Origin of the sequence: Tautonia rosea, assembly GCF_012958305.1 — a bacterium.
Lineage (GTDB): Bacteria > Planctomycetota > Planctomycetia > Isosphaerales > Isosphaeraceae > Tautonia > Tautonia rosea.
This window is the reverse complement of the sequence record NZ_JABBYO010000001.1, coordinates 520,964-539,831: the sequence shown is the minus strand read 5'-3', so window position 1 is coordinate 539,831 and position 18,868 is coordinate 520,964. Positions and strand designations below refer to the sequence as shown.

Below are 18,868 nucleotides of genomic sequence, written 5' to 3'. Positions count from 1 at the left end.
TTCCCCGGAAACCCCTTTACGCGCCGGTCAACTCCAGCGCGAGCGATCGAAGAAACGGCTCGACATCGGTTACCATGCCGATTGTCTGAAACGTCCCCCGATCCGCCAGTTTCGTCACGGTCGCCGGATTGATGTCGACACAGACCACCTGAACCGACGCCGGCAAGAGATTCCCCGTGGCGATCCCATGAAGGGCCGAGGCTATGAGCAGCGCAAACCCAACGTCCTTGCAGGCGGCTCGCATGGCTCGTTGCGCCTCAAGGGTATCAGTAATGACATCGGGTAACGGACCGTCGTCCCGGATTGAACCGGCGAGCACCACGTCGACCCCTGCCCGAATACACTCGAACATGATTCCCGAGGTCAATCGGCCCCTCTCGACCGCCTGGCGAATTCCTCCGATTCTTCGGATCGTGTTGATCGCTCTTAGATGGTTCTCGTGACCATGCTCAATGGCCTCACCTTGCTCCAGGTCTACACCCAGGCTCGTGTTGAAGAAAGCCTGTTCGATATCGTGGGTTGCCAGAGCGTTGCCGGCGAATAGGGTCTGGATCCATCCTTCTCGGATCAGCCGCGCCACATGTCCGGCCGACCCCGTATGAACGATCGCCGGTCCCCCCACGAGAAGTACCTTCTTCCCAGCGTCTCGCATCGCTCGGATTGACTCAGCAACACCCCTTAAACTGACGGCTTTTGGCTTCTCACTCGAAACGCTCGAACTCATGAACGCAAACGGACTGGACTCTCTCGGGCGCTCCATTGGCAAGACACGAACACCATCGTGGCCGACTACGATCGGCATCCCCAACATCACATCCGCCATTGGGAGACACCGCGCCGTCGATTCCGCCTCGTTGATCGTGATCCCACAATCCATCTCTTGATCCGACACGTCGATCCATCGGCCACCAATGCGCACTTGCGTCGGCTGATTCGTCGTACTGTAAAACCCCTCGGGGAAGGCCCCCGCCACATCTGCCGATTCACTCCGGACATCTTCAGGGTGGATCGGCCAGGCCCCATGCTCGATCAGATCGCCGACGATTTCATCGAGTCGATCGGCCGTGCCCGCCCTGACCGCAATCAGGGCTCGGCTCGGATCGATCCGACGCGTACCGATCGAGCACTCTCGGATTTCGAAGGTTCCTCCCATCTGGAGAATGCGGTCGAGGATCTTCGGCAACAGGAGCGAATCGACGATGTGACCCCGAACCTCGATCTCCTCGATCGGACCGGAATCTCCAGGATTCGCCTCAGTATGAGCCATGACCGTCAGACTCCTTCGGGTTCCTTGTAGACCTCGTACGCCTGTGCCAGACAGACGAGTGAGATGTCTTGCATTTGCAAACACACAAAGGAAGAAATCACCTGGCTTGCGGACCGAATCATCGCCTCAGTCGGAAGAATCGGAATCAAAAAGCCAAATTCTTCGCGTTGAACTCCAAAAACGACTCATTTCGATGGAATCGTTGAAGCAGGTCGGAGTTTGTGAACCTCCGATCCAGGTCTCTAACGACGCTGACGATCGCCCCACGGAACCCACGAGGAGTCGCGCCGATGAAACTCACCGAATTCTATCAAGAAGTCGCCCGTCGGGCCGACACGCCGAAGGTTCAGATCAACGCGGCCGATGTGAGCCGGGTTCTCTCGGTCATGTTCGACATCCTGGAAGACCTCAAGCCGGCGGAAGCGTTCGACCTCATCTCCAAGGGACTCGCCTCGGCCGAGAAGCGAAGACGATGAGCAGTTTGAGACGCGGTCGAGCATTCCCAGCAGGACTCGACCGCGTCTCTCAGCGTCCCTGTCACTTCAAGAGACTGCGGCGGAGAACCTCTCCTGCACGCTCAAACTCTGGTTGCCATTGAATCTCTGGCTCGCCCGTTTTCAGGCAGTCCCGTAACTTTTCGAGCGTATTGCGTGCCATGTGAGGGCAAAGATTACAAGCGCAGGTAATCCCGGGCGCGGGCAAATAGGTGTGTCTGGGCACCGCATGCTGCAACTGCCAGAGCATATTGGCCTCGGTGGCAACGATGAACTCCGTCGGCTCGGCAAAGCCTTCCACGAAACGAATCATCGCTTCGGTCCCGCCGATATAATCGGCATGTTCCCGAATGTTTACCGGGCATTCCGGGTGAGCGATGGTCTTCGCTTCGGGCTTGCGGCGCTTGATCTTCAGCAAATCGGTCACGCTGAAGACCTCATGCACCATGCACGCCCCTTCCCAGAGAATCATCTTCCGACCGGTGACCTCCTCGAGATACGAGCCGAGATGCCGGTCGGGCGCGAAGAGGATTTCGACGTCCTCGGGGATCTTTCGAACGATCTCCTCAGCGTTACCTGAGGTCACAATCCAGTCGGAGATCGCCTTGACGGCCGCCGAACTATTGATGTAAGTGACTGTCTGAAAATGCCTTCCGGCGGCCCGCAGTGCATCTTGCCGACGCTTTAAGAGCGGAGCCGGGCAGCTATCGGCCAGACTGCAACCGGCTTGAAGGTCGGGCAGTAGGACACGCTTTTCCGGGTTCAGCATCTTGGCTGTCTCGGCCATGAAGTGAACGCCGCAGAAAACGATGGTCCCCGTGTCGACAGTGGTCGCGGCCCTGGCGAGTTTAAGACTATCGCCGGTGAAGTCGGCCAGTTCCTGGATCTCGCCGTCCTGGTAATAGTGCGCCAGGATCGTTGCATCCTTCTCGACCTTCAGGGCCTCGATTTCGTCATAAATATCGATCGATGTGGCAGGCAAGGTTGGAATTCCTTGTTTTTTACGTGGCGGAGGAAGAACCCACGAACCAGCCGGTCCTCTCGTTCCGGCGGACAGGTGTTCCAACTTCTACGACACCCAGGGGTGTTCGGTTCATTATGGGCAATCCGAGAAGGCCGTGCGAGGTCTTTCCCACCGCTTCGCATTTCCGAGCGCTCACCTTGCCGGACCTCGGCATCAATTTCAAAGAGAAGCGATGAGCCAGTCTCCTGTCTCCGCGCCGTTCGCTTCGCTTCGACCGCTCGGCTGAATGACGAAAACTCCGAAAATCAAGCCCGATCCAGGGTCGGTTGTTCGGGTCGTACGGGCCTTCGGGTTGCCTTGCCAAAACCGCCTTGCCAGAGGCGAAAGCCAATCCTCACCAGAGACGATCTCTAGCAACAATCATGACCGACCGTGCGAGCGGCTCGGCGAAGGCGAACATCGGACCCCCAGAGAGGACCACCAACGTGCTCTTGCCCTGGATGAAGCGGCGTTGGATGTTCTGGCTGTTGTTGACGACGGTCGGAGCGTTGGCTTGGGACGCATCGACCGCGTTCGCGGACTCGACCTCCCGACGCACGCCTCTGGTCGAAGCGATTGAACGGTCGCTCCCCGCCGTCGTCAACATTACCAGCGAGAAGCGAGCTGCCTCGAACAGTCGATGGCCCTTTTCTCCCGAGGAAAACCGTCGCCCCCTAGTCAGCGGCATGGGAACCGGGGTCATCCTGGATGAACGCGGCTTTATCCTGACGAATCAGCACGTCGTGGATAAGGTGCAGGATATCCGCGTCTATCTCTCCGATGGCTCCTCTTATCCGGCCCGAGTCCTCCAGGAGGACCGGTCGATGGACCTGGCCTTGCTGAAAGTAGATGCAGGGCGGTCGTTACCGGCCATTACCATCGGGACCTCATCCGATCTGATGATCGGTGAAACTGTCATTACCATCGGCAACGCCTTCGGATACGAAAATACAACTTCAACCGGCATCATCAGCGCTCTCGGCCGAAACGTCACGCTCGCCGATGATCAGATTTATCGGAACTTGATCCAGACCGACGCCGGCATCAATCCCGGGAATTCGGGAGGCCCGCTCATCAATATTGATGGTGAGTTGATCGGCATCAACGTCGCCACCCGAGCCGGTGCTCAGGGGATCGGCTTTGCCTTACCGATCGACGATGTCAAACCTGTTGCGGCCGAGATGCTTAGCACCCGAAAGCTTTCGGGATCGTGGCACGGTCTGATCACTGCCGAGCGAATGATCAACGGGGTCCGTCGGGTCGTCGTTTCCACGATCGAAGGCGGAAGTCCGGCTGAAGATGCAGGATTGAAGCCCGGTGACCAACTCGTTCAGGTTGATAAGCTTGCGGTGACAAACCCGATCGATCTGGAACGTGCCTTGCTCGACGTCAGCCAGGACACACCGACAGCGCTCATCGTCGAGCGAGGAGGCCGCCGTCAAGAGCTCGCGATGAAACTTCGGCCGATCAGCCGATCGAATCGCCCGGCCGCTCCCGCTCCCAGCGCCGAGGAGCAACTCTGGCGATTGCTGGGACTCAAGACGCAGCACGTCTCGGAAGAATATGTCGCCATCGCCTCTACAAAGCTCCGAGGGGGACTCTACGTCCGCGAAATCCTTCCCGGAGGCCTGGCAGACCGTGCCGCGATCCGCCCCGGAGACATTCTGGTTGGCATGCACGTTGGCGACCGTCATCTCGAAACGATTCGACCCGATAACATCCTGTATATTCTCCGACAGGCGGAATCAGTCGGATCACAAACGGTTCCTTACTACATTGTGCGACAAAGCATTCTTCACCAGGGTACACTCAGTCTGACCGAGGTTTACCAGGCTCAGGCAGAAGGATCGACCCTGCGATAATCGCTTCCGAAGATTCATTCCATCCTACGCGCCGAGAGGCGGGAGCCCTGATTGCTCACGCCTCTCGGCGTTTTGCTTGGAAGAGCCTGGCCGATAGGCTATCGTTGAGCACTCGATCGACCCCCGAGATGTTCCATGAAAATTGTCATTGCCCCCGATAAATTCAAAGGGAGTCTTTCAGCCGTCGAGGCCGCCCAAGCCATCGCTCGGGGGGTCCTTCACGCGTGTCCTCAAGCGTCCCTGGATGAAATTCCGATGGCCGATGGGGGCGAAGGCACAGTCGATGCCCTTGTCACCGCCACCCGCGGCACCTTCCGGACCGTCGCGGTCACAGGTCCGCTCGGTCAAACGCTCGACGCTCGCTTCGGACTCTCCGGAGACGGTCGCTCGGCGTTCCTCGAAATGGCCGCCGCGTCCGGACTCGTCCTCGTTCCCGAGTCCCAGCGCGATCCGACCCTCACCACCACTCGTGGGACCGGTGATCTGATTCTTGCCGCGCTTGATCAAGGAGTTGACCGGATCGTCCTGGGGATCGGTGGCAGCGCCACCAACGACGGAGGCGCGGGGATGGCCCAGGCCATCGGATTCCGCCTGCTCGACGTCGATGGCCGAGACCTCCCCCCCGGCGGCGGGGCACTCGTTCGGCTTGATCAGATCGACTCTACAAACCGGGATCCTCGCCTAGATCACGTCGAGCTTGCCGTGGCCTGCGATGTCACCAACCCCCTTTGCGGTCCTCAGGGTGCTTCTGCCGTCTACGGCCCCCAGAAAGGGGCGAATTCGTCGATGGTTGAGCAACTCGACCGCAATCTCGCTTGGCTTGCCGAGGTGATCGCCCGTGACCTCGGCCGCTCGGTCGCTGATCAACCCGGAGCCGGAGCCGCCGGGGGGCTCGGTGCGGGGCTGGTCGCCTTCGCCGGAGGAACGCTCCAGCCGGGAGTTGATCTCATCTCCCGGACCATCGGTCTCGCCGATCGTCTCAAGGATGCGGACCTTTGCCTCACGGCTGAAGGCTCCCTCGACGAACAGACGGCACACGGCAAAACAATCGCCGGAGTTGCCCGCTCGGCGGCCGAGTACGGATGTCCGGTCCTCGCCCTTGCCGGAAGCATCCAGCCAGGAGCCGAAGCGCTCCTGGATCAAGGTCTCTCGGCCTACTTCAGTCTATGCGACCGCCCGATGAGCCTCGAAGACGCCATCGCCCATGCCGCTTCCTTGCTCGAACGGGCCTCCGAGCAGGCCGTGCGAGCCTTCCTGGCCGGGCGAGGTCGTGCATAAAGGAGGCTGAACCATGCCCAACGGGTTCATCGGCGAATTTGAGTTAATTCGACGCATCCAGCAACGTGCCTCCTCCCATCCTGCGGTCATGCTCGGAATTGGCGACGATTGTGCCTTGCTCCGTCCTCCTTCCGAGAACGTTCCCATTGTTGTGACAACCGATATGCTCCTCGACGGCCGCCACTTCTTGCTGGCCGAACACGGCGCAGAGGCGGTGGGCTACAAATGCCTGGCCGTGAATCTTTCGGACATTGCCGCAATGGCTGCTCGACCCGTCGCAGCCTTTGTCTCGGTCGCCCTTCCCCGACATCAAGCCGCGTCGATCGCTGATGGCTTGATGAACGGGATGACCCCTTTGGCCAATCGATTCGGTGTCGCGCTCGCCGGAGGCGACACAAATGCCTGGGATGGGCCCCTCGTCGTTTGCGTGACCGTGACCGGAGAGGCAGTACCGCCCGGCCCCATTCTTCGATCCGGAGCCAAAACCGGCGATGCTGTCCTCGTCACCGGCCCCCTTGGTGGCAGCCTGCTCGGACGTCATCTGCACCCGGAGCCCAGAATCGACGAGGCGCTTGCATTGCTCGATCGAGTTTTCGTGCACGCCTTGATTGATCTCTCCGACGGACTCGTCTCCGACCTTGGACATATTCTTGAGCAAAGTGGCAACCTCGGCGCAATACTCAACGCAGACGCCATCCCGATCCACCCCGATGCCCAGATGCTCGCGGATCGTTCCGGCCGCTCCCCCTTGGATCACGCGCTTTGCGACGGGGAAGACTTCGAGCTGTGCGTGGTTCTTGCCCCAGAGGCCGCAGAGGACCTCCTCGCCTCTCCTCCTTCGGGTGTTCGCTTGCACCGGGTTGGGACCATCGAATCTGAACCCGGCATGAGAATTCGCCGTCTCGACTCTCTTATCGAGCCGATCCAGCTAAAGGGCTTCGACCACCTCGCCTCAGATCAGTGACCAACTCATGCAGATTCACCTCAATGCGGACTCCCTGATCATTGAACTCGCCTCGGAAGCCGAGACCGAGCAGATCGGACACGCAAGCGCCGGGGTCATCGAGCCAGGAACAGTCATTGGCCTCGTCGGACCACTCGGGGCAGGCAAAACGCGGCTCAGCCGAGCGATTGCCGAGGGCCTTGGTGTTGCTCCGGGAGCCATTGCCAGCCCAACGTTTCTCTTGATCCACGAATATGCAGGCCGGCTACCTGTTTTTCACGCTGATTGTTATCGTCTTCACGATCCGGAAGAGTTTGACTCCCTGGGCATCGTCGATGATTTCGAAGGACCGGGCGTCTGCCTGATCGAGTGGGCCGATCGATTTGCCGACCGGCTTCCCGCAACCTCCTGGTGGCTCGACCTTCAGCCCACCGGTGTTGAATCGCGACGGTTGGTGATCCGTGCTCGCCCATCAATCCTGAAGCAAATCGCCGACCGACTCCCTTTCAGTGATCAAGCCTTCCGGAATCGTTGACCACGTTCAGACCGCGACCTACGCTTCTGCCGGGAACCTGAGCGCTCGGCGAGAGAGGGGGATCGATCCGCGCCTCGGGCTTCCCGGCCTGGTTGCTCGGTCATGAGACGCAAGCGGGTCGGATGTCCGAAAGGAGTCAACCTCCCTTCCATCCCCTTGTGAGTCGTTCCATGCCCAAGTTGCGACACTTCGACGATTATGTTGTCGATTCCCAGCAGGTCCAAAAGATCCTCGACCGCAGAGAGCAGACCCGCTATGCCTCGAACGGAAGTGAGTGCTGGATCGGTTGGTGGCAAGGTGGAGCGTGGCGGATCACGAGCGCGGCCCTTCGGGACATCAGCCAGAGTGGGGCCGGGTTCCGAATCCACTCCGCTCCTCCTCAACGGTCTGCCGTCTGGTTCTGTCCGAAAGACCCCGGGCAGAAAGCATGGGTTGAAGGAACCGTCATCCGGGTCGCACGCCCCGGATTGATCCGAATTGTCATGGGCTGTCCCTCCGAAGTCGGACTCCGATTCCGGGAAGACTGCACCTGGGAAACCCTTCGAGCCGCTCTCTTCGGTCTCGGCGTTTCCCGAGAAGAGCAGAAGCTCATTCCTCCCCCCTTGCCACGATCTGGAGGGATGTTCTCATGAGTGCCGGACCAAGTACCCTTCCCTCCTTCGAATCCTCCGATTCCAGGCAGTTTCGGCCGAAGGTGGTGACCGACTTTTCCTCGGCCGGTCTGAATCCCGCACTGGTTGAGTCGCTCGTTTTGAAGTTCTTGCTCGGTGTCGGCGTTTCCTCAGGGCGTCGCATTGCCGACGAGTTGGGATTACCCTTCGGGCCGTTTCCTGACTTCCTCCGTGGCTTGAAGGCGAATCAGATTGTCACCTACACCGATACCGCCGCCGCCAACGACTACTACTTCTCGCTCACAGACGCAGGTCGATCCCGAGCCCGAGGGTATTTGGAAGAGTGTGCCTATGTCGGAACGGCTCCGGTTCCCTTCGCCGATTATCTGGAATCCGTCTCAGCGCAGACCATTGCCCAGGAACATCCCAAGGAGGCCGACCTTCGCCGCGCATTCTCTGATCTTCTCATCTCCGAATCCATGTTTCAGGTGCTCGGCCCAGCAATCAATTCAGGCAAGGGGATGTTCCTCTACGGCTATCCCGGCAATGGCAAAACAAGCATCGCCGAGCGAATTACCCGATGCTTCGGCACGACCGTCTGGATTCCCCGTACGATCCTCGTCGAAGGTCAGATCCTCAAACTCTTCGATCCGACCAATCACGAGCCGATCGAGGCCCGACGCGGAGGAATCCTCCGTAAAGACGACCAGGATGATCGGTGGGTCGAGATCCGACGACCCACCATCGTCGCTGGTGGCGAACTGACCATGGACGCTCTTGAAATCTATTTCGACAAGGACAACAAAATCTGCGAAGCTCCCCTGCAGATGAAGTCCAACAACGGGACCTTCCTGATCGATGACTTCGGCCGTCAACGCATGGCACCGATCGAGTTGCTCAACCGTTGGATCGTCCCCCTCGAAAAACGTTACGACTATCTTCGACTCCCCAACGGCAAACAGATCCAGGTCCCTTTCGATCAGCTAATCTTATTCTCAACAAACCTTGAACCCAAGGACCTTGTTGACGAAGCCTTCCTTCGCCGCATCCCCTACAAGATTAATGCCGTCGATCCGACCGAGGACATGTTCCGCCAGATGATCCGCATCTTCGCCCCCAAGCTCGGATTCGAAGTCATTGACCAGGAGGCTGTCGACTATCTCATCGCCCAACACTACACCCGCGTCAACCGCCCGTTCCGCTGCTGCCAACCACGCGACCTGTTGCTCCAGATCCGCAATTACTGCATTTACAATGACCTGCCTCTCGAACTGAAACCGGAATACTTTGACTTCGCCGCGGGGAACTATTTCACCGTCCTTTGAACCCTGTCCTTCGCCTCAACGCGTCACGTGACTCGCTATAATGCTTGCGAATCCCCCCACCGCGCCTGAGGCCATCCCGTGATCGATGTTGACTATGATGTTGCTGTGCTCGGTGCCGGAGCTGCGGGCTTGTTCGCCGCCTTCCGTGCAGCCGAGCGAGGCCGCCGCGTGTTGCTGCTGGAAAAAAACCGCCGCCCGGGCGTGAAGATCCTTATGTCTGGGGGCACTCGTTGCAACATTACGAACGCCCGCGGACTGAAAGACCACTCCTTTGTCTCTGGTGCCATCGACCCCGCCTTCAACCCGAAGGAGGCCCGAGGCTCCCGAAGCATCATGGAGGCTTTCGGTCCCAACGGCCGCTTCCTTGCGCCGGCTCTGAAAGCGTTGAGTGTGGAACAAACCGTCCGACTCTTCGAAACCGAAGGCGTTGCCACCAAGATTGAAGGCAACGGCAAGCTCTTTCCTGTCTCGGACCGTGCGGTCGACGTGCTTGACGCCCTGGTTCGTCGCCTCGAACGCAGCGGCGCGGAGCTTCGGACCTATTGCCCGGTCAGGGAGGTCGAAGCTAAGGACGACGCCTTCCTCATCCATCTTCCTGACGGACCGCTCCGAGCCCGGCGGGTGATTCTTGCCGTGGGCGGCCAGTCGTATCCCGGTTGTGGCACATCGGGAGACGGATACCAAATTGCCCGATCGTTCGGGCACACGATCATCGAACCCAGGCCCGCCCTGGTTCCCCTCCGCATCGAGGCCGATTGGATACGTGACCTCAAAGGAATCACGATCCCCGACACCCTGGCCCGCGTTCTTGTCCCTGGAGGCCCGAAACTTAGCGAACGTCGCGAGGCGGTTCTCTTTGCCCACTTCGGCTTGACCGGCCCGGCAATTCTCGATGTGAGTGGCCCTGTCGCCCGTTACGAAGGTCCGGGTTCCTTGACGCTCGAACTGGATTTCGTTCCCGATATCCGCCTCGAAGCACTCGATGCCCAGCTCCAGGCCTCAGCTCGATCCGGCCGCCGTCTGGTTTCCAATCTGCTGCCGGAGGAGCTTCCCAGACGACTGACAACCGCCCTGATGCGTGCCTGCTCCGTGCCCGATGACCGCGTCGGCCCCGAACTTTCTCGGGATGAGCGCCGCAGACTTCTTGCCGGAATCAAGTCCCTCCGCATCCCGATCGCCGGAACGCTCGGATTTGCCAAGGCCGAGGTGACCAGCGGAGGCGTTGCGCTCGACGAGGTCGATCCCGCCACCCTCGAAAGCCGAGTTCAGCCAGGTGTTCACCTGATCGGCGAACTGCTCGACCTCGACGGCCGAATCGGCGGTTACAATTTCCAGGGTGCCTGGAGTACCGGATGGCTTGCGGGAGACTCGGTCTGAGTCCTCATACGTCGATTCTCAGAGGATGTACCGGCTCAGGTCCTCATCCTCGGTCAGCGGAGCAAGCACTGACCGCACCTGGTTCGCATCGATTACCTCCCGCTTCCCTCTCCGGTCGGGAGCGTCGAAACTGATCTCCTCAACCACCCGTTCTAAAATCGTATGCAAGCGCCTTGCTCCGATATTCTGTGTCGATCGGTTGACAGAGAAGGCGATCTCGGCCATCGCGTCGATTGCATCCTCAGTGAATTCAAGCTTTAGCCCCTCGGTGCCGAGCAACGCCTGGTACTGTCGGACGAGTGAGGCACGGGGCTCTCGGAGAATGCGGCCGAAGTCCTCTTGAGTCAGGTCGTTCAATTCAACCCGAATCGGAAACCGACCCTGCAGCTCTGGCATCAGGTCCGAAGGCTTCGATCGGTGGAACGCTCCCGCCGCGACAAACAGCACAAAATCGGTCCGGACGGGGCCGTACTTGGTCGTCACGGTCGTCCCCTCAACGATCGGGAGCAGATCGCGTTGAACCCCTTGTCGTGAGACGTCCGGTCCTCGGCTCGCCCCTTCATCTCCTGCAATTTTGTCAATCTCATCAAGGAAGATGATCCCCGACTCCTCAGCCAGGGCCAAGGCCGCCCGGTTGATCTTCTCCGGGTCGAGCAAGGCCTCGGCCTCCTGCTCGATCAAGAGGGGCCGGGCATCTCGAACCGCCATGCGCCGGGTCTGGCTCGGCTTGGGCATGAGTTTTTCGAACATGCCCTGTAAATCCATTTCCATCTGTTCCGTGTTTCCTGCCCCGAGAATCGAGACCGGGGCCATCGACCGACCAGGAATTACGATTTCGACCTCGGCGTCTTCCATCTCTCCCGCGGACAGGCGTGTCTTCATCTTTTCCCGGGTCCGTTTCCGTCGTTCGGCGGCTTCATCCACCTCCCCGGTCGGCGTCGCGGCCCAGGCCCCTCGAGACGGTGCCGGCACCTCGGGCAAGAGCAGGTCGAGCAATTTCGTCTCGGCTCGATCCCTCGCTTCCGAATCAACCCGCTGACGCTCCTCGGCCTTGACCAGCAGAATGCTCGCCTCGACCAACTCGCGGACCATGCTCTCGACATCGCGCCCGTAATAGCCAACCTCGGTGAACTTCGTCGCCTCGACCTTGACGAAGGGAGCCCCCACCAGTTGCGCCAGCCGCCGAGCGATCTCCGTCTTGCCGACCCCCGTCGGGCCGATCAACAGGATATTCTTCGGCGTCACCTGACGCCGAATCTCCTCATCCAACTGTCGGCGTCGCCATCGGTTGCGTAAGGCCAGGGCGACGGCGCGCTTGGCGTCGTGCTGACCGACGATATCGCGGTCCAGTTCGCTTACAATTTGTCGGGGAGTCAGGTCGTCGCTCATCCGGGAAACTCCGATGATCGGGGGAAGTCGAAAGCATCTTGCCGGTTTCGCACGCTCATGATCCCGGAAGTTCCTCGACCGTGAGGCTCTCATTCGTATAAATGTCGATCCCCGCAGCGATCTTCAAGGATTCCCGCACAATCTCGCCCGGGGAGAGTTGGGTGTGTGCAACGAGAGCCCGAGCTGCGGCCAGGGCATAGGCCCCTCCCGATCCAGCGCAGAGGATGCCATCAGTCGGTTGGATCACGTCTCCCGACCCGCTCAATAGCAAGCTATGCCGCTCGTCGGCCACGATTAACAGGGCCTCAAGCCGCCGTAGAGCACGGTCGGTCCGCCAGAGTTTGGCCAGCTCAATGGCCGCCCTCGGGACGTTGTTGGGATAATCCTTCAGCTTCGCCTCGAACCGTTCGAGCAGGGCAAACCCATCGGCCGCGCTACCGGCAAACCCCACAAGCACCCGGCCGTCGAGCAATCGGCGGACCTTCGCGGCGTCGGCCTTCATGATCTGGTTGCCCAGGGTCACCTGGCCGTCGCCTCCCAGAGCGACGCGATCTCCTCGTCGAACAGTCAGGATGGTGGTCGCATGCCAGGTCATCGGGTCGATTCTCCTCCGAAAACGGTGTGGATTGCTCGGCACGCAAGGTGCGAGGCAATGCTGGCATCCTATGCCCGCGATCGTCCGCTCGCCAAGGGACGTTTGTTCCCCCTCCTACGGGACAACCATTCTCCTCTCGATTGCGAGAAGGGGACTGAGCACGGTAGGTTGGCACACTCCAACCTCTGATCTCTCAACAAACACCAAAGGGAAATCGATGTCCGCCGAGCCTCGATCGAAAACCCCCGTCTCTCACTGGCGCCCCTCGATTGGGGCCTGGCCCGAAGCCGATGGGGTCCGCTTTCGCGTCTGGGCTCCGAAGGAAGACACGGTGTCCGTGGTCATTGAAGGCAACTCCCCTCGCGCCGAACCCTTGGAGCGGTTCGCGGATGGCACGTTCGGCGCCCTCGTCCCTGGGCTCGGTCCTGGAACGCGCTACCGCTATACGATTCGCTCCGGCACGTTCCCCGACCCCGCCTCCCGGTTTCAACCCGAAGGGGTTCATGGCCCTTCCGAGGTCGTTGATCCTGACCAGTTCCGCTGGACCGATCCTGATTGGACCGGCATTACGCTCGAAGATCTCATCGTCTACGAGCTTCACGTCGGGACTTTTTCCCCAGCAGGTACCTTTCTTGGCGTCCTTGATCGCTTGCCGTATCTCCGAGATCTCGGCGTCACCGCAATCGAGTTGATGCCCGTGGCTGATTTCCCGGGCAACCGGAACTGGGGATACGACGGCGCGGCCCTTTATGCTCCCGCCCGCTGCTACGGCTCGCCCGATGACCTTCGCCTTCTGATCAACGAAGCCCACCGACTCGGCCTGGCTGTCCTCCTCGATGTCGTCTACAACCACTTCGGGCCAGACGGCTCCTATCCCCCCGCCTTCAGCCCCTACGTCTTCTCCGAAACCCACACAAACCCGTGGGGCCAGAGTCTCAACTTCGACGGCCCTCACAATACGCTCGTCCGGCAGTTCTTCATCGAGAATGCGCTCCACTGGATCCACGAATACCGCTTCGACGGACTCCGACTCGACGCGACTCACGCAATCATCGACGACAGCGACCGCCCGTTCCTTGCCGACCTCGCCGCCCGGGTTCGCCAGTCGGTTTCCGACCGCGAGCTCGTGATCGTGGCCGAGGATCACCGCAATCTCGCCCCCATGATCCGCCCCGAAGGGCAGGGGGGATGGGGCCTCGACGGAGTCTGGGCCGACGACTTCCACCACATCGTCCGAGTGGCCCTCTCCGGCGAGCACGAAGGCTATTACCGTGACTTCACCGGATCGATGACTGAACTCGCAACCTGCATCAACAAAGGATGGCTCTATACAGGCCAACACTCGCTCAACCGTGACGAACATCGAGGCACCGACCCGACCGGCATACCACCCGCCCGGATGGTCGTCTGTATCCAGAACCACGACCAGATCGGCAACCGGGCCCTCGGTGACCGCCTGCACCACTTCTGCGATCCTGCCGCCTATCGCGCCGCCGCCGCCTTGCTCCTGTGTGGCCCGCAAACGCCCATGATCTTTCAAGGGCAAGAGTGGGCAACCTCGGCCCCGTTCCAGTTTTTCACCGATCACAACGAGGATCTCGGTCGTGCCGTCACCGAAGGCCGACGCGAGGAGTTCCGTCACTTCGCCGCCTTCGCCGATCCTGACTCCCGCGACCGTATCCCCGATCCCCAGGCCGAATCCACCTTCACGAACAGCAAGCTCGACTGGTCGGAACCCGAGCGAGAGCCTCACGCCTCGACCCTTCGACTGTTCCGAACCCTCACGATTCTTCGACGCTCGGAACCTGCTCTGCGCGATGGGCAGATGCAATCCGCCCTTGCGTTTCCGCTGTCGGACCAAACCCTTCTGCTCCGTCAAAACGCCTCCGACGGCCCTTCTCTCCTCATCTGCATGCATCTGGGAGGGCCGGCCGACGTTTCCCTGGTCGGCCGCCCGGAACTGAAGGGCCTGGCCCTGGATCGTTGCCAGCTCGTGCTGACGACCGACGATCGCCCGTTCGTCCCCGACGGCCGTGCTCCAGGTATCTCCGTCGACGGTCCGGCCCCTTCGATCCGCTTCGAAGGCCCCGCAAGCGTCATCCTTCGCGCGTGGCCATCCTGACCCAGCAGGCGCTGCCTTTGGAAAAAACAGAGGTGGTCCAGCCGCCGAAGGCGTGCGAATCGCCCTCGATCCGGCGATGATGGGATCGTTCGCGTTCCAATCGCGTGGGAACGCTTTGTTTCGATCTCCGTCTCTGGAATCACCCCCTAGCCATGTCGATCCGATCCAACCAGCCTCCCGTCCGCATTGCACTGATTGGTGCGGGGGCCGTCAGCGATTATCACCACGTTCCCGGTATCCGCATCGACCCCCGAGCCGAGCTGGTCGCCGCTTGCGACACCGACCCCGCAATGCTCGAACGTCGCAAAACCGAGTGGGGGATCGACCGGGTTTCCACAAATTATGAAGACATCGTCAATGACCCTGACGTTGACGCCGTTGTCATCGCCACCCCTAACTTTACCCACCGCCCCATCAGTGAGGCCGCCGCCAAGGCCGGCAAGCACATCATGTGCGAGAAACCCCTTGGCCTGAATGCCGCCGAGGTCCGCTCCATGTACGAAGCGGCCCGCGATGCTCAGGTGGTCCACATGACCGCCTTCACCTACCGCTTCGCCCCCTCCATGCGCTACCTCCGGCATCTGGTCAAGTCTGGTGCCCTCGGTGAGCCTCGTCATTTCCGCTCGCAACGCTTCCTCGACTGGCCCGAAACGAGCTGGGGATGGCGACAGTACACCGACACCGCCGGTGCTGGCGACCTGTTCGACATGACCATCCACCGTATCGACTTCGCCATCGACCTGCTCGGCCCGATCGCTCGCATCTGCGGGGCCGTCGCTCGTTTCGCTCCCCGCGACCGCACCGCCGATGGCGCCTCATGCCCCCCTTCGCAGGTGGACGACTGGTCGAGCATCATCGGCGAGTTCGAATCCGGCGCCACCGGTGTCTGGGAGGGCACGACCCTCGCCAAGGGCTACCATCGCGACGGCTTCGGCCACGAATGGGCCGAGATCAACGGCTCCGAAGGCTCGGCCGTCTACCGCCTGCACGAGCCGAATACCATCCTCATCGGCCGCACCGGGCACGACCTCGCCCCCGAGCCGGTCCCCCCGCACTACCTCAAGCCCGCCTCCAGCCCCCGAGACCCCAACGAGGGCGCTCCCGCCACCATCTTCCGCTACGACCTGATCTGGGAGTTCGTCTCCGCGATTGTCGAAGGAAGAGACGCCGTCCCTTCCTTCCTCGACGGACTTAACGCCCAGCTCGTCGCCGACGCCACCCTCCGCTCCCACGCCGAGCGAACCTGGATCGACACCCCCCTCGCAACCCCCTGACCCCCAAGCGATCGCCTCCTGCCTCTTGACAATTGTCAGACTCCTGCGACAATCGCCCCGAGATGACAATTGTCAGAGGCAGGAAGGGGTCTCCTGATGCGGGCTCAACTCCGACTCGGGCGGGCCGCATGGCTCGTGCTGTCGGTCGTCCCGATCGCCCTGGCGTTCTCCCATCGGGAGACTCCCGATGGCGATGGTCCCGGCTGGCTCGACGAGGGCAGGGGGCGTGTCCGGGTCGAGCCGGTCGGGCCGACCCTGGTCCATTCGGGGGTCGTCCGGGCGGCGACGCAGACGACCATGATCCCGGAGATCGACCTCGTCTCCGGCGTCCCTCCGACCCTCGGCACGCTCGGGATCGCACTCCCGACCCGCATCATCGAGATCGTCCCCGAAGGCTCGACGGTCAAGGAAGGCGACCCGATCTGCCGGTTCGACCCGAGCGTCTATGAGGAACAGGCGCGGCTCCAGCGGATCGAGGTCGACCGCTGTCGATCGTCCCTGGCCGTGGCCGAACGTGACCTCGCGGTCGCCCAGGCCGAGTTGATCGCCTTCCGGGAGGGGGATCGCGTCCAGCAGGAGCGACGCCTCGAGACCGAGCTGGCGATGGCTCGGGTGGAGCTGTCTCGGGCCGAGGACTCGCTGAGCTGGTCCCAACGCATGGGGACGCTCGGCTACCTCGCCTCCGCCGACCTGGCCGAGCAGCGACTGGCCCGCCTCCGCGCCGAGATTGCCCGGGAGAACGCCGAGCTCGCGCTCCAGACGTTCCTCCGCACCACGGTCGAGAAGCAGCTCCGCGACCTCGAAGCCCGCGTCGAGCGTGCCCAGACCTCTCGGGCCTTCGCCGCCGAGGCCCTCAACGCGGCCGAGGCCCGGCAGGAACACCTCGATCAGCAGGTCTCCCACTGCACCATGACCGCCCCCCACGACGGCACGGTCCTCTACGCCGACATCGCCTGGCGAGAATACTATCAGGTCCGCGAAGGGGCGGAGGTCTATCCCCATCTCCCGCTCTTCGTGCTCCCCGATCTCTCCCGGCTCGAGGTCGAGATCCAGGTCCACGAGCGGCTCTCCTCCCTCGTCGACGAGGGCCAGCAGGCGACCGCCTCGTTCGAGGCGTTCCCTGGCCGCTCCTCTCCGGCGCGGGTGAGCAGCGTCGATCTCCTCCCGACCCCCGACTGGTATCACTTCGGCGAGTGGCACCAGTTCCGGGTACGGCTCGCCCTGGACGAGGCCCCGTCCGGTCTCCTCCCCGAGATGACCGCTGAGGTCGTCCTCCAGACCGGCCCGTCCACCCCGGCACTCACCGTCCCTTCCGTGGCCGTCGCCTGGGACGAGGGTGGCCCTTATTGTGTCGTCGAGACCCCTCTCGGACAGGTACTGCGACCGGTCCGCGTCGATCGCGGGACGACGGATCGTCTCGTCGTCCTCGAGGGACTGGAGTCGGGAGAGACCGTCCTCCTCCTCCCCAGACGACACAACCGACGAAAGGAAGGGAGCCGATGGCCACCCGATCCTTGATGCAAGCGATCGCGGGCCTTGCCGTCGGATTCTGGCTCCTGATCGCTCTGTTCCGGACGGTCCCCGTCAGCCGCCACCTCCGCCCCGACCCTCAAATCCCAGGGGCCTTCGCCCGCGACTGGTCCTACTGCGATCGCCGGCCGTTCGTGGCAAAGTTCCTCCGCATCGCCACCGGGCGTCCCTGGCCCGGCGAGTACGCCTGCCCGGACCATCCCGACATCCCCTACCTGATCGACCCCGACCTCTGATCCTCAACGATTCACGAGGCCGGGGAAGAGTCGTATCGCTTATTGCGAGTGGTGCGCGGCGTTCACGATCGGCTGCGTGCCGCGGTCGCTGCAAAGCACAACCAGCAGGTTGCTCACCATCGCCGCCTTCTTCTCGTTGTCCAGGTCGACGAGGCTCTGGCTTTCGAGCATCCCCAGTGCCATCTCGACCATGCCGACCGCCCCTTCAACGATCTTGGACCGAGCCGCGATGATGGCATCGGCCTGCTGCCGCTGAAGCATCGCCCCGGCAATTTCCGGAGCATACGCCAGATGGCTGATGCGGGCTTCAATCACCTCGACCCCGGCCTTGAACAGCCGATCTTGAATTTCCGTCCGCAGGTGATCGGCGACCTCGGCCGTATTCCCCCTGAGCGAGAGTTCGTCTTCGACATGAGCGTCGTAGGCGTATCCGGTCGCCAGGTTTCGAAGCGCCGCCTCGCTCTGGACCTCGACGAAATGCTCATACTGATCGACGTGGAACAGAGCCTCTGCCGTGTCCACCACCTTCCAGACAACCACAGCCGCAATCTCAATCGGGTTGCCGTTGCGGTCGTTGACCTTCAGCTTTCCGCTCTCAAAATTCCTCACCCGCGTCGAGATGGCCACCTTCGAATAGAACGGATTGACCCACCGGAGACCCGGCCTCCGCACTGTTCCCTTGTACTCGCCGAACAGTTGGAGAACCTTCGCCTCATTCGGGCTAACGGTGAACAAGCCCGCCAGACCCACGATCGCCGCCAAGATCCCAATAATCGACCCGATAATCGACGCGGGTGATTCGTTGACCGCGCCGATGATCAGCACGAGGATCGCCAACCCCAGCAACACCAGGAAACCTGCCAGCCAGGCGAAACCCGAGACCGGATCCACTTCGAACTCCAGCATCGGCTGATCGGGCTTCTTGGTCGGATCGTCCAGTTCATCCATCGCAACCACTCCGGGGCCACCTGGCCCAGTTAATCGATTCGAAAACGATCGGATTCCGGAGTAGGTTCGCTGTTCGAGG

Annotated in this window: 17 protein-coding genes; 12 read left to right on the top strand and 5 right to left on the bottom strand. The window is 61.5% G+C overall.

Features of this window, described 5'->3' with window-relative positions; all coding sequences use genetic code 11:
* Positions 1–16: 16 nt before the first annotated feature.
* Positions 17–1,267 carry an ornithine cyclodeaminase gene (locus tag HG800_RS02200; protein WP_169973180.1) on the bottom strand — a complete coding sequence of 417 codons (1,251 nt, stop codon included), beginning with the start codon at positions 1,265–1,267 and terminating at the stop codon, positions 17–19.
* A gap of 290 nt (positions 1,268–1,557) precedes the next feature.
* On the opposite strand from HG800_RS02200, the gene HG800_RS02195 reads away from it, so the two are divergent.
* Positions 1,558–1,743 carry a hypothetical protein gene (locus HG800_RS02195; protein ID WP_152050764.1) on the top strand — a complete coding sequence of 62 codons (186 nt, stop codon included), beginning with the start codon at positions 1,558–1,560 and terminating at the stop codon, positions 1,741–1,743.
* A 61-nt stretch (positions 1,744–1,804) separates the two neighbouring features.
* Here HG800_RS02195 and nadA read toward each other — a convergent pair whose 3' ends face one another.
* Positions 1,805–2,743: a quinolinate synthase NadA gene (gene nadA, locus HG800_RS02190; protein ID WP_235963186.1), complete on the bottom strand. Its 939-nt coding sequence runs from the start codon at positions 2,741–2,743 to the stop codon at positions 1,805–1,807.
* Between the two features lie 467 nt (positions 2,744–3,210).
* On the opposite strand from nadA, the gene HG800_RS02185 reads away from it, so the two are divergent.
* The 7 genes from HG800_RS02185 to HG800_RS02155 all read left to right on the top strand — a co-directional run bounded on the left by HG800_RS02185 (position 3,211) and on the right by HG800_RS02155 (position 10,695).
* Positions 3,211–4,626: a trypsin-like peptidase domain-containing protein gene (locus HG800_RS02185; protein WP_315851949.1), complete on the top strand. Its 1,416-nt coding sequence runs from the start codon at positions 3,211–3,213 to the stop codon at positions 4,624–4,626.
* A gap of 135 nt (positions 4,627–4,761) precedes the next feature.
* Positions 4,762–5,904, top strand: coding sequence for a glycerate kinase (locus tag HG800_RS02180; RefSeq protein ID WP_169973178.1), 1,143 nt, complete (start codon positions 4,762–4,764; stop codon positions 5,902–5,904).
* A gap of 13 nt (positions 5,905–5,917) precedes the next feature.
* Positions 5,918–6,868 carry a thiamine-phosphate kinase gene (locus HG800_RS02175; protein WP_169973176.1) on the top strand — a complete coding sequence of 317 codons (951 nt, stop codon included), beginning with the start codon at positions 5,918–5,920 and terminating at the stop codon, positions 6,866–6,868.
* A gap of 7 nt (positions 6,869–6,875) precedes the next feature.
* Positions 6,876–7,382 (top strand): tRNA (adenosine(37)-N6)-threonylcarbamoyltransferase complex ATPase subunit type 1 TsaE, encoded by a 507-nt coding sequence (gene tsaE, locus HG800_RS02170; RefSeq protein WP_169973173.1) that lies wholly within the window; start codon positions 6,876–6,878, stop codon positions 7,380–7,382.
* 170 nt (positions 7,383–7,552) lie between these two features.
* Positions 7,553–8,014: a PilZ domain-containing protein gene (locus HG800_RS02165; RefSeq protein ID WP_169973171.1), complete on the top strand. Its 462-nt coding sequence runs from the start codon at positions 7,553–7,555 to the stop codon at positions 8,012–8,014.
* Positions 8,011–9,318: an AAA family ATPase gene (locus HG800_RS02160; protein ID WP_169973169.1), complete on the top strand. Its 1,308-nt coding sequence runs from the start codon at positions 8,011–8,013 to the stop codon at positions 9,316–9,318. The genes HG800_RS02165 and HG800_RS02160 overlap by 4 nt, the downstream gene beginning before the upstream one ends.
* A 78-nt stretch (positions 9,319–9,396) precedes the next feature.
* On the top strand, positions 9,397–10,695 hold the full coding sequence (locus tag HG800_RS02155) for a BaiN/RdsA family NAD(P)/FAD-dependent oxidoreductase (protein WP_169973167.1): 1,299 nt from the start codon (positions 9,397–9,399) through the stop codon (positions 10,693–10,695).
* An 18-nt stretch (positions 10,696–10,713) separates the two neighbouring features.
* On the opposite strand, the gene hslU is transcribed toward HG800_RS02155, so the two are convergent.
* Positions 10,714–12,084, bottom strand: a complete 1,371-nt coding sequence (gene hslU / locus HG800_RS02150; RefSeq protein WP_169973165.1) for an ATP-dependent protease ATPase subunit HslU — start codon at positions 12,082–12,084, stop codon at positions 10,714–10,716.
* A gap of 55 nt (positions 12,085–12,139) precedes the next feature.
* Positions 12,140–12,679, bottom strand: a complete 540-nt coding sequence (gene hslV, locus HG800_RS02145) for an ATP-dependent protease subunit HslV (RefSeq protein WP_169973163.1) — start codon at positions 12,677–12,679, stop codon at positions 12,140–12,142.
* 217 nt (positions 12,680–12,896) lie between these two features.
* On the opposite strand from hslV, the gene treZ reads away from it, so the two are divergent.
* The 4 genes from treZ (at position 12,897) to HG800_RS02125 (ending at position 17,841) form a co-directional block, all read left to right on the top strand.
* Positions 12,897–14,801: a malto-oligosyltrehalose trehalohydrolase gene (gene treZ / locus HG800_RS02140; RefSeq protein WP_169973161.1), complete on the top strand. Its 1,905-nt coding sequence runs from the start codon at positions 12,897–12,899 to the stop codon at positions 14,799–14,801.
* 152 nt (positions 14,802–14,953) lie between these two features.
* Positions 14,954–16,075: a Gfo/Idh/MocA family protein gene (locus tag HG800_RS02135; protein WP_169973159.1), complete on the top strand. Its 1,122-nt coding sequence runs from the start codon at positions 14,954–14,956 to the stop codon at positions 16,073–16,075.
* A 96-nt stretch (positions 16,076–16,171) separates the two neighbouring features.
* Positions 16,172–17,593, top strand: a complete 1,422-nt coding sequence (locus tag HG800_RS02130; protein ID WP_169973157.1) for an efflux RND transporter periplasmic adaptor subunit — start codon at positions 16,172–16,174, stop codon at positions 17,591–17,593.
* Positions 17,575–17,841 (top strand): hypothetical protein, encoded by a 267-nt coding sequence (locus HG800_RS02125; protein WP_169973155.1) that lies wholly within the window; start codon positions 17,575–17,577, stop codon positions 17,839–17,841. The genes HG800_RS02130 and HG800_RS02125 overlap by 19 nt, the downstream gene beginning before the upstream one ends.
* 39 nt (positions 17,842–17,880) lie before the next feature.
* Here the strand turns inward: HG800_RS02125 and HG800_RS02120 are convergent, their stop codons facing one another.
* A complete protein-coding gene (locus HG800_RS02120; protein WP_169973488.1) occupies positions 17,881–18,747 on the bottom strand; it encodes an SPFH domain-containing protein in 867 nt (288 codons plus the stop codon).
* Positions 18,748–18,868 lie beyond the last annotated feature (121 nt).